Raw genomic sequence first — 13,699 nt, forward strand, 5'->3', positions numbered from 1 at the left:
TACCTGCTATGAAGAAAGATTCACTTATTAAAGGAACGCTGATTTTAGCTATGGCTGCGCTGGTTGCCCGTATGCTCGGTATTTTCCAGCGTGTGCCGCTGGAGCATATGCTGAGCAAAGAAGGCTTGGCGAGCTTTACCGTCTCCAACAATTTATATTTAACTTTACTTATTGTAGCAACAGGCGGTATCCCAAGCGCCATTAGCAAAATGGTATCCGAGCGTTACGCGCTCGGCCGCCAGCAGGAAGCGCAGCGCATTTATAAGGCGGCGCTTTTGTTCGGTTTGGTAACAGGACTCATCTTGTCTACGTTGTTGTATGTTTTTGCAGAGCAGCTGGCCGTTTCTCAAGATTTGCCTGACGCGGTATTTGCTATTCGGGCGATCGCGCCAACGCTGCTTCTATTTCCTCTAATCGCCATGATGCGTGGTTATTTTCAAGGCCGGCAGCTGATGATGGCGGGCGGGCTCTCGCAAATTATGGAGCAAATTATGCGCGTTGTGGTCGGCGTCGGCCTGGCGATTCTCGTACTCGCTTGGGGCTGGGGAGATCAGCTGGCAGCAGCAGCAGCGTCCTTCGGCAACTTTTTTGGAGCGATAGGTGCTATTCTGGTCATGGTGTGGTACGCAGTCAAGCTGCGCCGGACCGACAAGCTAGAAATGGATAATTGGCCAGCGGAGAGCGAAGCTGCAAAAACGATTGCTTTACAAAAAGCGGAAGCGTCCCGTATTCCTTTTCGCGCCATTTACCGGGAAATATTTTCAATTTCAATCCCTATTGTCGTTACCGCTATAACGGTTCAACTGATTTATATGGTTGATAATTACTTGCTCATGAAGTTGCGAGCGGGAGTTTACAGCTATAATCAGGCAATCGAGATATTGGCGGATTTTGGGGGGAAAGCGCAATCCATTGCCGGCATTCCACCGATTTTGGCGATAGCGCTAAGCACTTCGATTATTCCGGTTATATCTTCTGCCTTTTCCGTGCGGAATATGTCAGAGGTTAATCGACAAACGTCGCTCGTTATGCGTATTGTGCTGTTTACCGGCATTCCAGCGGCACTGACGCTTGCTGTCTTAGCCTATTCGGTTACTGGACTGCTGTTCACAGGACCGCAAGGCAGCGGCATTGTGGCGGCTTTGACAGCGGGTACGATCTTCCAGGCGACGATGATGATTAGCAATTCGGTATTGTCGGGGCTTGGCAGGCCGCGATTAGCGATGTATAACACCTTAATTGGCATTGGGCTCAAGCTGGTGGCCAGCTTCGTATTGGCTCCGATATTCGGTATTTATGGGCTTATTGCTGCATCAACGCTTTGTTTTATTTTTATTACTTGGTTTAATTTGCAATCGATTCGCACCTATGTGCAATTCAACGTGCTCGGTCGCCGCTGGATGCCTTATATGGCTGCCGTACTTCTTTCCATGGCAGCAGGCTGGGGAGTGGATAAAGGGCTCAGATGGCTGTTAGAAGGATTTGAGCTGCCGGCTAGGCTGGCCTATCTGATTTCTCTCATTGTGGCGGGCGTCGTTATTGGCGGTTTGTATTTAGGTCTGCTTATCCTGCTGCGTGTCGTGACACCGGAAGATGTGAAAACATTCCCAGGACCGCTTCGCAAGCTGTTTGCCAAGCTGTTCAGGCTGACTGGCCGCGCTGCGGTGTAAAACGCATGTTTCCATACATTTACACCGGTCCTAGGCTCCTGTACAATGAAGAGGAATTTATTCATTTTTATTTTTTTGGCGAGAGGGGTCACGTACATTGAAAAAGCTGGGGAGCATAAAAAAAGGGGGCGCCCTGCTGCTGGCATTGGTGCTTGTGTTTGTCGCAGGCTGTCAGGCTATTAGCGGTGTCGATCTAAATAAGGCGATTACGAACTCGCTTAAGGTTACTTCTTATGAGGGCGAGCAGACGTTGTCTCTGCAATTGAATTTGAGCGAGGAAGACCTTGAATACATGGACGAAGATGAATTGGCGATTATGAAATTGATCAACAGCGCAAAGCTTGAGCTTACAAACATCAAGGTACAGGACGACACACATGTATCTTACAGCGGTAAGCTTCTGCTGGCTGACACGATTTCCATTGGCTTTTCACTCAAAATGTCCGATACAACGGCGGTCGTAGAAATTGAAGGGGCGAAGCAGCCCTTTGCTCTGGATATGAGTGAAGCCGGCTTGCCTTCGTTAATGGGCGTTTCCGGCGCGATTGGACAGTCCGTAACGGGTGGTCCGGCAGACGCTTCGCTCGTAGAGCTGGGCAAAGAAGTGATCGATGCCATAAGCGGCTATTTTATTAATAATTTGCCTAATCCCGATCAAATTTCTGTAAATGCGGTGCAGGAATCGATTAATGGCCAATCGGTATCCTTGATGAAAGTTCATACGGAGCTGGATGGTCCGGCTATTTGGACTTGGATTAAAAAATATGTCGATGTTCTCGTAAACGATCGTGCGGGACTGGACAATATGGTTAAAGGCTTCGTTGAAGTGCTTTCCAGTCATCCAGAAGTATGGGAAGCGATCGGAGAAGTAAATCCTTTTGACCAACCGGTTGTGCTTGATGGCCCTACACAAGAGGATACGATTAAAGAAATGGCAGACAGCCTTGCAGAAGAGCTTGCATACTTGCAGGAGGAGCTGCAAGCGTTGGAGGAAGAGGAGGACGGCTATTTCCTGGAATCTTTCTTCAACAAGAATACATCGCTCAAGACAGATGTTTATGTGGACAGCAAGCTGGACATTCGCAAGCAAGTAGTCGAGGCAACCATTACGCTTGGCGATACCGAGCCTGAGACGCAAATGAGCATCGTCATTCGCTCCGAAAGCCAAAAATGGAATGTCAACGAAGCGGTGAAGGCGGAAGCTCCAGTCGTGAGCGACAATGCCATTAATTTGGATGATATGTACGACCTGAACGGCTATGAAACGCTGCAATGGTTTGAAAAAAGCTCCTATGCTTATGATCTGCTCAAAAATACGTTCCATGTAGGTGTCCAGACGGCTACATTATATACACAGGATTATGGCAATCCGCCGATCATAACCCCTACGAATATTACGCTTGTGCCTTTGCGCGATGTGGCGGAGCAGCTTGGAGCTACGATTTCTTACAACAAGAAGACGAAGCAGCTGACGCTATTTGACAAGGCGACTGATACGACGATTACAGTGAAAAATGGCAGCGATACCGCCATTGTGAATGGCAAGTCGGTGAAATGGTCTTATCCGGCAACTACGGTAAGAGGTACGGTTTATGTTTCTGCCCGCAACCTTGCGAAGTCGCTTGGCGCATCTTTGAAATGGGAATCTTATTATGACACAGAGAAATATTTAGTCATTGAACGTGAAGTAGGATAAGAAGGAGGAAGGAACAAATGATTAAAATAACGACTGATGCTTCCTTTCGGGAAGCTGTACAGGCTGATGAACTGACGGTTATCGTATTCAAAACAACGTGGTGCAAAGACTGCCATTACATTGAGCCGTTTATGCCGGAGCTTGAGCAGCAATATGCGGGCAAAGCTGTTTTTTATGAAATCGACCGCGATGATTTGCCGGATCTTTCCTCCGAGCTGAACATTCTCGGCATTCCAAGCTTCCTTGCTTTTCGCAAAGGCCAGGAAGTTGTGCGGTTCGTCAATAAGCTTCGGAAGTCGCGTGAGGAGATCGAACAGTTTGTCGATCGCGCCTTGCAAGTAAGCGATGCTTTGGCGGAAAACCAATAAGCACAATTTGCAAAGTCCGTGCGGCGCCGTCGCACGGATTTTTTTATGGTCACAGAAGCATCATAATTAGAGCTTTGATGGACAAGTGTCACATTTTCAACATGGCTTTTGGCATATTTTATGGCTATAATGAGTGGTAATTCAAACGAAAAAAGGTGATTGTACGAATGGTTTCAAGCCGTTTTCGCAAATTTTCAGTTGCAACATCTGTAGGCATGCTTATCATACTGCTGAACGGTGCACTGGTGACGAACATGGAGGCTGGCAGAGGCTGTGGAGATGACTGGCCCTTATGCCATGGGAAATTTATACCTGCTTATACATTAGAATCGCTTATCGAATACACGCACAGGCTTACAACGGGTATTGAAGGAATTTTGGTCGTGGGCATGTTTATTGCATCGTTTCTTTTGTTTAAACGCGACAAAATCGCCTTCAAGCAGCCGCTCGTTTTCGCAAGCAGCTCCTTGTTTTTCACCATCCTGCAAGCTTTGATGGGCGCTGCTGCTGTCAAATGGCCGCAATCGCCGTGGGTAATGGCCATTCATTTTGGCATATCGCTTATGGCATTCGCCTCGACGCTGCTGCTCGTCTTTTGGGCATATCGCAATCGTGATGGACAAGCAGTGGAGTTTTCTGTGCCAAGATCGTTTTTTCCACGGCTCTTGGGGCTAGCGGTATACATTTACGTAGTTATTTATTTAGGCGCTTATATTCGTCATACGGATTCCGGTGGCGGCTGTCTGGACTGGCCGCTTTGCAACGGGAAAGTCATTCCTGATTTTGAAGGTGCCGAGACGATCGTATTCATCCATCGGATAGGTGCAGTTATATTGTCTCTTGCAATTGCTGGCGTATTCGTGCACATTCGCAGGAAAAGCGGAGCAAATAAGGGACTTGCACCAATGGCTAAGCTTGCGCTCATTCTCGTGCTGACGCAAGTGTTAAGCGGGGCTCTGCTCACATTGACGATTACAAATTCAAACTGGTTTGTTTTTACAAATTTATTGCATAATCTCATTGTTAGTGCACTATTCGGCGTTATAATGGATATGTTGGTGCGTTCTTGGAGGCTGCGGGAAGGCGCTAGATAGCCAGGGGAAGGGACGGAGGCACACGATGTTGCGATTTCTGTTTGACGAGCCAGAGCGGGCATTAGAGGGACGACACGGTGAGACGGTGCGTTTAATGGAGCAGTTTATATCGCAGCTTCAGGGCAAGGTAGAGGCGGGCAAGGATGTGGATCATAAGCTTCGGACGTATGAGATATGGACGCGCGGTTTGATTTCTTCCTTGAATGAGCTGGAGCAAAGCCATTATGCAACCATTCGCTTCAAGCAGAAAATCAAATCCAGCTCAGTCAGCCAAATGCAATCTGATGAGTACCTTATGTATCAGCGTTATGTTTATTTTGACAAAAATGCTTTCATTCGCGTATTTGCTTTGCTCGATAAAATAGGCATTTTGCTCAACGATTTGCTCGCCATGAAGACAGAGCGGATTAAACCGCATTTTTCCTATTTTACGGTGCTGCGGAATATGCGGGATCGCGGTGTCCATCGGACGCTGACAGGTGGACTTGATGAGGTCAAAGGCTTAACGCAGGAGCCAATGGCCCGCCTGAGGAAACGGCGCAATGCCGAAATCCATTATATGAATTCTGAAATGCTCGATGATCTTGTTCAAAGCCATAAAGGCTATGGACTCGAAGTAAAGCTTGAAAACATCATGGCGCAGTCACAGGACCTGGCGGCTGGAGTAGCAATGGTGACCGACACATTATATCTTACGTTCCAGTACGCTTGCGGTTATATACGAAAAAGATAGTCGATTCGTAATCGCAAGGAGGAAGCATAATTGGAGTTGAACGGGAAAACGGCGCTTGTCACAGGAAGCGCCAAAGGGCTTGGCAAAAGAACCGCATTGCAGCTTGCGCAGCAGGGAAGTCATATCGTCATTAATTATTTTAAGAGCGAACAGGAAGCCCAGCAAACGAAAAAAGAGATCGAACAACTCGGCGTAAGCGCTACCATTGTGCAGGCGGATCTTTCAACGCCGGAAGGCGCGACGAAGCTGGCCGATGAAGCGGCAAGCTGGAGAGGCGGCATTGATATTTTGGTCAACAATGCGGGACCGTTTGTTAGGGAGCGGCGGCTGTTTGCCGACTATGATATTGCCGCCATATCGGACATGCTTAACAGCAATTTGCTCAGCGTTATGCTGCTCGATCATAAGCTGCTTTCAGGCATGCGCAGCCGTGGCTGGGGAAGGATTATTCATTTCGGGTTCGGACATGCGGGTGAAGCGCGGTCATGGCCCCACCGAGCAGTATATGCGGCAGCCAAAACCGGACTCGTCTCCTTTACAAAATCCCTTGCCGTTGAAGAAGCTGCCTATGGCATTACCGTCAATATGATTGGGCCTGGCGACATTCGCGGAGCGAACAAGGAACGGACGATTGCAGAGGTAGAAGGCCATGAGGATGAGGAATCGCCGCTTGGCAGACCCGGAACAGGGGAAGATGTTGCACGGGTGATCACCTTTCTATGCGAACGGCGGTCGGATTTTTTAACGGGGAATATTATTAATGTGACGGGCGGATTTGATCCGATTCGACCTAATATTAAAGGACTGTGAATAAAATAGATGCAAGTGCTTGCCCGCAGCTGAATAGAACATGAATAGTACATGCAAAGAACGAAAGCCCGGTTGTCCTCTGAGGACACCGGGCTTTCGCTATAGCTTTGCTTTAGTGTACGCTTAGAATACTTGAACGACTTCGACTACGCCCTCAACCTCTTCAAGCAGTGCGCGCTCAATACCAGCTTTCAGCGTGATGGTGGAGCTTGGGCAGCTGCCGCATGCACCCATCAGGCGAAGCTTAATGATGCCGTCCTCAACGTCTACGAGCTCAACGTCTCCTCCATCGCGCTGCAGGAACGGACGCAATTTATCCAGTACGTCCAATACTTCATCGTACATTGTGCTTTGTGCTTGTTCACTCATTGCAATCATCTCCTTTCTGTCTTATTATAGTACAAAGTCGTGCAATTGAAAATGGATACCTACAGCAAGGTAAGGTGTAAAGCTTATGTTTAAGACAATGATTGAATATTGTACAAGCAATGCCCACCATGGAACCGTGGACATTATGCAGAAATTTGAGCAAGAAGATCTCTACGAAATTACAGAATATGGCTGTCTCGGCAACTGCGGCGAATGCTACTTAAAGCCGTTTGCCCTCGTCGAGGGGGAAATTGTCGCCGCCGATACCATTGATGAATTATATGGCAAAATTCATGAAGCTATTATTCGCCAAGAGACCGATCGTGACGCACTAGACAAGCTGCTGGACGATCTTTAACCGAAGTGCCGCTTGGACCGCCATAAAATGCCGCTTTTTACGAGGCGTGGTACACGGCCCATAAGCGGTGTGCCGCCCATAATGCCGAAGCCGCTCTTTTTGCCGAGCGAACCGAGAACGCCCTTGAGCTTGATTTTGCCAAGCCGGGGCGTTTTGTCATGCCAAATGGCCTGCATGACTTCAGCAATTTGTTTGCCTTGCGCGCCAGCCGCCTGTCCGCTTGGGGAGAAGGGCAGTGCAGCACAATCTCCGACAATGAATACGCCGCTGTGGGAAGGGAGCTGATGATGCTCATCGATAATCAGCCTTCCTTGATTATCCTTCGGCAAATCCAGGCGCTGTACGATCGGCACCGGCTGAATGCCTGCTGTCCATACTGTTACATCGCTCAGCAGCGGCTTGCTGGAATTGTGGTCGTGCAGGACGCCCTGCTCAAGCTTGGAAAGGGACACATTGCCGAGCATTTCCACTTCATGGCCTTTAAACCATTCCGCGACGAACAATTGCAGCTTGCCTGGGAAAGCGGACATGACGCCTGCGCCGCGGTCAATAATGCGAATGTTCAAATCGGGACGGCTCTCGCGCAGCTCGGCAGCTACTTCAACGCCGCTGAGCCCGCCGCCTACGATTGACACCTGTCCGTAAGGCTTGACGTCATTAAGCTGTTGATATGTTTTGCGTGCCGCAGAAAACGTCTGAATGCTCGTAGAGAACGTCTCTGCTCCTTCAATGCCATGGTATTTGTCCGTACAGCCAAGACCAATGACGAGCCAATCGTAGGAGATCGGGTCTTGCTGCTCCAGATAAACCAGCTTATTTTCAAGATCAAGATTGTCAACTTCGCCATATACGGTACTGACTCGCGAGTCCACCGGGAACTTGACGCGCAGCTCAAGGTCGGACACGGTACCGGCAGCTAGAGCATAATATTCTGTCTTCAGGCCTTGGAACGGCATGCGGTCAATAAGAACGATAGACACATCCAGTGGAATATGCTTCTCGATCAGTTCTTCAACAATGGCGAGGCCGCCGTAGCCGCCTCCTAAAATAACTAATTTTCTCATTTACGCCTCAACCCCGCATTATTATTAATCTGATCAGTCATGGATGCTGCAAGGGTGTGCATGTAAACCGGAAGCCAGTCCTGCGCTATGCATACACGCCTTAATATATGTGATTGGTCAGATGATTACTCATAAACCTTAACTTCGTTGTAGAAGGTATCGCGTTCAACCGGAACGCGTCCTGCACCTTTAATCAGCCAAATCAAATCCTCACGAGTAATGCCTTCTGGCGTAAGTGCGCCTGCGGCGTGGCTAATGCGCTCCTTCACAATTGTACCGTGAGCATCGGAAGCGCCCATCGTCAGTGCGACTTGCGTCAGCTGTGTGCCAATATTTATAAAATAAGCTTTGATATGCTGGAAGTTATCGAGCATGAGACGGCTAATCGCGATCGTCTTTAAATCCTCGAAAGCGGAGTTGCGGCGTCTAATGCCCGCTTTAGGATTTATCGGCTGCATGGACAAAGGAATGAATACCAAGAAGCCATTTGTTTCATCCTGCAGCTCGCGGATTTGAATCATATGCCTTACGCGGTCCTCTTTGCTCTCAATGGAGCCGTACAGCATCGTTGTATGTGTTTTTAACCCTAGGTTGTGCGCCGTGCGGTGAACATCAAGATACTGCGACACGTCGGCTTTCGTTACGCGCATTTTTTTGCGGTATTGGTCAGACAAAATTTCGGCACCGCCGCCTGTCAGGGATTTCAACCCTGCATTCATCAGTTCCTGCAGCACTTCTTTATACGTCAAGCCGCTAATCCGCGAGAAAAAATCAATTTCCGCCGCTGTATAAGCTTTCAGCGTGACATCTGGATATTGCTTATGCAAAGCTTTTAGAGAATCGACATAATATTGAAAAGGCACATGCTGGTTATGACCGCCAACAATGTGGAATTCGCGTACGCCCGGGTGAATATGCTGCTCGACGTATTCAATCATTTGCTCCCCAGTCAGCGTGTAGGAGCCAGGCTCGCCTTCATCTTTGCGGAAGTTGCAAAATGCGCAATGCGCTTCACATACATTCGTGAAATAAAGGCTCATATTTTCAATAAAATAAACCTTATTGCCATTTTTGCGCAAATTCGCTTCGTTCGCGAGTTGGCCAATCGTCAGCAAATCGTCTGACTCATAGAGAAATACGCCATCCTCCAGCGTCAGCCGTTGCCCATTTCGAACTTTGTCAATAATTTCCTGCATGCGCTTCTGTTCTGTAGGTACCGCGATAAACATATCGGCATCCTCCTTCATTTTTTCCAAGTGGTATTGCTATTAAAAAGACATAAAGGCCGGCGAATGCGATCGTCAGCCACAATCGGGTCAACCTCAGATAAGGACATCACTGTCGGTACTGATTGGGCTAATTGTGAAAAAAATAACTTGCTGATCCGATTTTGTTAAAAATATAAGACTGGTATAAGTGATTCGTTTATGTCAGGCTTATATTTCTACGCGCAACGAAGCTTTACTGGTTAAGTATAGCATCAGTCGTTTACGCTTGAGATGACATTATTATAAACCTCTATTGTTGCAGCGGCAACTATTAAGTCATAGCTTTGCCATATATGAAAGCGGGCAAAGGACTCTTGAGCTGTTTCGTGAAGAGGAGTATACTAGACGTATAAGCATGCATTAGAATCGTATTTTGCAGGGAGGTAATGAATGATGATTACAATCAGTGAATCGGCAACTGATAAAATAAAAGAAATGCTGGAATCGGAGGGAACTCCGGAAATGTTCCTGCGCATCGGTGTGAAGGAAGGCGGCTGCAGCGGCTTTTCCTACAGCATGGGTTTTGATGATGAACAGTCCGCGGACGATCAGGAAATGGATATGACGGGTCTGAGAGTCGTCGTTGACCAAAGCAGCCTGCGCTATCTGAACGGCCTGGAGATCGATTGGAAGGAATCTGCTATGGGCGGAGGGTTTACGATCGAAAATCCGAATGCGAGCGCTACATGCGGCTGTGGAAGCAGCTTCCGCACAGCGACCGACGCGGGCAAGCCTGCTGAAGCTGGCGAGTGCTAAACCATTTTTTAAATCATGAATGAAATAAAGCTTCATTAATAATGAAGTAAGCCATCTTATAGGCGATAAACAGGGAGCAGCTAATCGGCTGCTCTTTTTTATAGAAAATTTCCTTCTCCTTGTGACAATAACTGTATGCGCAGCCGATAACATATATAAGAGGCGAAATAAAACTTTTGTAAGATGGGGACGAGGTTATGGAGCAGGAAAAAACGACGGAAGCGTTAATTCGCAATACGCGAATTGGCGACGTTTATCAGGTGAAGCAGGCCATTCATCAAAGCGAGCTTTCCATTGTCTATAAAGCGCGGCAGACGGAGACGGGCGAGCTGAAGCTCATTAAAGAGTTTTTCCCCCAGCAGCTGGCGAGGCGAAAGGCGGATCATATAACGGTAGGCTGCGGCCCGGCCTTTGCCGAGAAATTTCGCGAGCTGCTTTGCGTCTTTGCGCAGGAAGCGATTATTTTGAAGAAGCTGAGCCATCCGCAAATAGTAGGCTACACGGATTATATAGAAGCAAATGGCACGGCGTATTTAGTTACGGAGTATTGCCGCGGCCTCACGCTGGAGCATTATTTGCAGCAGGAGGACGTCACCCATGCGCAGCCAGAGCTGCTGTCGATTGCTGGCGGAGTAGTAGGCGCGCTGAAATATGTGCATGATCAGGGCATCATTCACCGCGATGTAAAGCCGGGCAATATTATGATTGACGAAGGTGGCGGGGTGAAGCTGATTGATTTTGGCTCGGCGATTCCTTATGGGCATCCTGGAAAGCAGCTTATTTTTACTTCAAGCGGCTATTCGCCATTGGAGTTTTATTCGGAAACGTCGCGGCAGGAGCCGGTATCCGATATATATAGTTTAGCGGCTACGCTTTATTATATTTTTGCAGGGAAAGCGCCGCTGGATGTCAGGCAGCGCCTGTTCGAGGATAATCTTGCTGCGGTAAGATCGTATAACCATCGCCGCATTAGCGCTCCCTTCGATAAGCTGATCCACTGGGGACTTGCGATGTCGCCGGAAAAAAGATGCCGCTCTCTCGGCTGGTTCGCCATGGCACTCCGCTGGGAAAGCCTGTTAACAGCTGGCAAGAAGCGGGACAGGCAGCTTTAGCGGGCAAAAAAAGCATCGTTTCTTCTATTATAAATAGCAAAGCAGCAGCATGAAAAAGCGTCTATGACAACGAATTGTCTTAGGCGCTTTTTCATTTGGACCTTGTTATATAAGCTTCATTATAAAAGTTAAATGATAAAGCTTCATTCTCTAGCTCAATCCGGCCTTGTAAAAATATTCGTATTCGCCTTAATCGGCTTGTAGCGCAGCTCAATCTCCGTAATGCCGTCCTCGAACGTAATATACAGCTTGTCGCCATATTGCAGCGGCTCTTTGCGGTCTTTGCGCAGCGCGGTTTTGCCGCGTACGAGTGTGCAGCGTGACGTATGCTTCACGAACAACGTTCCTTTTTTCCCTGCATAAAAGGTAATTGCTGCTGCTTCAGGCAGCGGCTCATTAATATCAAGCGAATGGAACAGCTGCTGCAGCGTAATGGAATGCTGCGGGAATGAAGTCAGCGGCCAATACGTCACCGGAATTTCATTGCCGCTCGCGGTGTTCAGGAAGAAGCCTTCCAGTCTGCCGGCAAAAGGCGGCTTCGGACGCAAGACGAAATAAAGCACCGTTCCAATAATCGCGAGTATCAGCACACTAACTGCAATTTGAAGGTACAGCGTCCAGACGGACGTTACTTCTACTTTAATCGTCCGCGTCAGCGTTCCGCCTTCCGTATCTGCCGCTTCTATAACCAAGTCGGACGTTCCGGTTTTGAGCGGCTCCAGCTGCAAAATGCCATCGGCTGTAATAGAAGCATCATAGCGGTTAGAAGCAGCAGTAGACGCAAGCTTGAAGGTTAAGGGATCATTGTTCGGATCCGTGAACAATGTGCTTAGCGCAATGTCAGAGCCGCCATCTTCCTTGCTGAGCTTGATGCGGCCATCGCCTGCTTCTACAGGAGGCAAATTAGTAACGGTTAGCGGACCGCCCGGCATAACGCGGTAAAAATCCGGTCCTTCCATTCGCACGCGCCAGCTGTAATTGCCCGAGATCGGGAAGCTATAGCCAGCCTCCAGCTTATCCTCTGTCAAAGTCATCGGAATTTCCTCTGATTTTTTCGTATCTTTGTTAGTAATCGTAAGCACCGCTTTGACCGTTGCATAAAAATCAGCATCTGCCAGCGGCGAGCCGTCTGGATGGAATAGCTGTGTTTCGAACGGTGTAGGCTGGCCCTTCACAATATCTTTATCAGAAGACAGCTTTGCCTCACCATTCAGCTCATAGTTGGCCAAAACATAAATTTTAACCAAGTCGCCCGAGACGCCGCGGAATTTCAAGTTAAAGGTACCTTTGAGCGGCGACGTAATTTTCAAAATCGTATATTTGCTGGAATTGTACATCCGAATGTTGCTCGATTGATAAAAGAGCTGCGTCTCATTGATCGGTTTCTCCGAAATGAGAATAATGTTGGCCTCGCTCATGCTCCCGTTCGCTATCGTGACCGGAACTTCCTGCAAGCTGCCTTTCGCTGTTAGAGCGGCAACGGGGAGCAAAATCGACTGCACCTGATCAGCATAAATTTGATTGAAAATTTCCGGCAAATCCTCGGCGCTGCTCGTCATAAACGATTTGCCGCCCGTTTCTTTCGCAATGCGGGCAAGCTCCGCTTTATTGACCGTGCCGTCATGATTAAGCCCAATCGTATAAATCGGGAAGCCATTTTTTTTCGCAAGATTGATTGCTGCGGTTACATCCTCCCCTGAATCCTGCACCGTGCGGTTGCTGGAGTAGATGCCGAGATCTGTGGCTCCGTCTGACAAAAGCACAACATAGGCTTGGCTGTCTTCCTTGCGCTGCTCAGCGAGCATATTCGTGCCCTTGAGCAGGCCAAGTCCAATATCGGTATAACCTTTGCGCTTCAGCGACTCGATCGAGCCCTTCAATCGGGTGCGCTTCTCCTTGACCGACATATCCGTCAGCGGCTGGCTGTCCACAATCGAATGGTTGTAGGCGACGTATCCGATGCGCGTACGCTCGGCCTCGCTCATATCCATCAGCATATGGATAACTTCCGCAGACGTATTGCCAGGATCGGTTTCCGTCATCGAGTAGCTTGTATCAAGAACAAACATCGCATCAAATTGGTTGGCAGGTGGAGCAGCTTCCGCGGCGGCGGAAGGTGGGTGGGAAACAGAGAGACTTAGCAATAAGCTGCCTATGCATAAAAATAACAAAGAACGTATAAATGGTTTTTTTATCATAATTGTATGTATAATCCCTTTCTTTCTAGTTATTTATGGGTTGAATAATTGATCGAATATGGAAGAACAGGGCGGCGCGGAGGCGCTTATAGGGCGGGCGGCTTATGGGAAAAACGAAGTGATTTACATTGTTTGGGCATTACCCTAAGAATGTTATCGGAATCCATCTAAAAATTAGTAATAGATTTCGAAAAATAGAGACT

Annotated in this window: 13 protein-coding genes; 9 read left to right on the forward strand and 4 right to left on the reverse strand. The window is 48.3% G+C overall.

What is annotated here, in order from left to right; all coding sequences use genetic code 11:
* Window positions 1–8 precede the first annotated feature (8 nt).
* The 6 genes from ASF12_RS21430 to ASF12_RS21455 all read left to right on the forward strand — a co-directional run bounded on the left by ASF12_RS21430 (window position 9) and on the right by ASF12_RS21455 (window position 6,371).
* A complete protein-coding gene (locus ASF12_RS21430) occupies window positions 9–1,670 on the forward strand; it encodes a putative polysaccharide biosynthesis protein (RefSeq protein ID WP_056039266.1) in 1,662 nt (553 codons plus the stop codon).
* A gap of 97 nt (window positions 1,671–1,767) precedes the next feature.
* The gene (locus ASF12_RS21435; protein WP_056039269.1) at window positions 1,768–3,366 is read left to right on the forward strand and encodes a copper amine oxidase N-terminal domain-containing protein; all 1,599 of its coding nucleotides are present in this window, start codon (window positions 1,768–1,770) and stop codon (window positions 3,364–3,366) included.
* A 17-nt stretch (window positions 3,367–3,383) separates the two neighbouring features.
* Complete coding sequence (locus ASF12_RS21440; protein WP_056039271.1) at window positions 3,384–3,734, forward strand: thioredoxin family protein; 351 nt, start codon at window positions 3,384–3,386, stop codon at window positions 3,732–3,734.
* Between the two features lie 167 nt (window positions 3,735–3,901).
* Window positions 3,902–4,828 carry a COX15/CtaA family protein gene (locus tag ASF12_RS21445; protein ID WP_056039274.1) on the forward strand — a complete coding sequence of 309 codons (927 nt, stop codon included), beginning with the start codon at window positions 3,902–3,904 and terminating at the stop codon, window positions 4,826–4,828.
* Window positions 4,829–4,853: 25 nt separating this feature from the next.
* A complete protein-coding gene (locus ASF12_RS21450; RefSeq protein WP_056039277.1) occupies window positions 4,854–5,561 on the forward strand; it encodes a Cthe_2314 family HEPN domain-containing protein in 708 nt (235 codons plus the stop codon).
* A gap of 36 nt (window positions 5,562–5,597) precedes the next feature.
* The gene (locus tag ASF12_RS21455) at window positions 5,598–6,371 is read left to right on the forward strand and encodes an SDR family oxidoreductase (protein WP_155973390.1); all 774 of its coding nucleotides are present in this window, start codon (window positions 5,598–5,600) and stop codon (window positions 6,369–6,371) included.
* Window positions 6,372–6,494: 123 nt separating this feature from the next.
* Here ASF12_RS21455 and ASF12_RS21460 read toward each other — a convergent pair whose 3' ends face one another.
* Complete coding sequence (locus ASF12_RS21460; protein ID WP_046228577.1) at window positions 6,495–6,740, reverse strand: NifU family protein; 246 nt, start codon at window positions 6,738–6,740, stop codon at window positions 6,495–6,497.
* 85 nt (window positions 6,741–6,825) lie between these two features.
* Here ASF12_RS21460 and ASF12_RS21465 point away from each other — a divergent pair, with 85 nt between their 5' ends.
* A complete protein-coding gene (locus ASF12_RS21465) occupies window positions 6,826–7,098 on the forward strand; it encodes a YuzB family protein (RefSeq protein WP_056039283.1) in 273 nt (90 codons plus the stop codon).
* Here the strand turns inward: ASF12_RS21465 and ASF12_RS21470 are convergent.
* Together ASF12_RS21470 and mqnE are read right to left on the reverse strand one after the other, a co-directional pair.
* On the reverse strand, window positions 7,095–8,162 hold the full coding sequence (locus ASF12_RS21470; RefSeq protein ID WP_056039286.1) for an NAD(P)/FAD-dependent oxidoreductase: 1,068 nt from the start codon (window positions 8,160–8,162) through the stop codon (window positions 7,095–7,097). The genes ASF12_RS21465 and ASF12_RS21470 overlap by 4 nt on opposite strands.
* 125 nt (window positions 8,163–8,287) lie before the next feature.
* Entirely contained in the window at window positions 8,288–9,391 is a 1,104-nt protein-coding gene (mqnE, locus tag ASF12_RS21475) for an aminofutalosine synthase MqnE (protein WP_056039289.1), read from the reverse strand.
* 432 nt (window positions 9,392–9,823) lie between these two features.
* Between mqnE and ASF12_RS21480 the strand changes: the two genes are divergently transcribed.
* Window positions 9,824–10,186: a HesB/IscA family protein gene (locus ASF12_RS21480; RefSeq protein ID WP_056039292.1), complete on the forward strand. Its 363-nt coding sequence runs from the start codon at window positions 9,824–9,826 to the stop codon at window positions 10,184–10,186.
* Window positions 10,187–10,383: 197 nt separating this feature from the next.
* Window positions 10,384–11,298: a serine/threonine protein kinase gene (locus tag ASF12_RS21485; protein WP_056039295.1), complete on the forward strand. Its 915-nt coding sequence runs from the start codon at window positions 10,384–10,386 to the stop codon at window positions 11,296–11,298.
* A 155-nt stretch (window positions 11,299–11,453) separates the two neighbouring features.
* On the opposite strand, the gene ASF12_RS21490 is transcribed toward ASF12_RS21485, so the two are convergent.
* Window positions 11,454–13,496, reverse strand: a complete 2,043-nt coding sequence (locus tag ASF12_RS21490) for a vWA domain-containing protein (RefSeq protein ID WP_056039297.1) — start codon at window positions 13,494–13,496, stop codon at window positions 11,454–11,456.
* Window positions 13,497–13,699 lie beyond the last annotated feature (203 nt).

This window comes from Paenibacillus sp. Leaf72 (assembly GCF_001422685.1).
Taxonomy (GTDB): domain Bacteria; phylum Bacillota; class Bacilli; order Paenibacillales; family Paenibacillaceae; genus Pristimantibacillus.

Bases quoted from the DNA above. Each gene is read 5' to 3' on its own strand.
- ASF12_RS21445 (WP_056039274.1), top strand. From the start codon at position 3,902: ATGGTTTCAAGCCGTTTTCGCAAATTTTCAGTTGCAACATCTGTAGGC.
- ASF12_RS21440 (WP_056039271.1), top strand. From the start codon at position 3,384: ATGATTAAAATAACGACTGATGCTTCCTTTCGGGAAGCTGTACAGGCT.
- ASF12_RS21465 (WP_056039283.1), top strand. From the start codon at position 6,826: ATGTTTAAGACAATGATTGAATATTGTACAAGCAATGCCCACCATGGA.
- ASF12_RS21450 (WP_056039277.1), top strand. From the start codon at position 4,854: ATGTTGCGATTTCTGTTTGACGAGCCAGAGCGGGCATTAGAGGGACGA.
- ASF12_RS21470 (WP_056039286.1), bottom strand. From the start codon at position 8,162: ATGAGAAAATTAGTTATTTTAGGAGGCGGCTACGGCGGCCTCGCCATT.
- ASF12_RS21460 (WP_046228577.1), bottom strand. From the start codon at position 6,740: ATGAGTGAACAAGCACAAAGCACAATGTACGATGAAGTATTGGACGTA.
- ASF12_RS21485 (WP_056039295.1), top strand. From the start codon at position 10,384: ATGGAGCAGGAAAAAACGACGGAAGCGTTAATTCGCAATACGCGAATT.
- ASF12_RS21430 (WP_056039266.1), top strand. From the start codon at position 9: ATGAAGAAAGATTCACTTATTAAAGGAACGCTGATTTTAGCTATGGCT.
- ASF12_RS21490 (WP_056039297.1), bottom strand. From the start codon at position 13,496: ATGATAAAAAAACCATTTATACGTTCTTTGTTATTTTTATGCATAGGC.
- ASF12_RS21480 (WP_056039292.1), top strand. From the start codon at position 9,824: ATGATTACAATCAGTGAATCGGCAACTGATAAAATAAAAGAAATGCTG.
- mqnE (WP_056039289.1), bottom strand. From the start codon at position 9,391: ATGTTTATCGCGGTACCTACAGAACAGAAGCGCATGCAGGAAATTATT.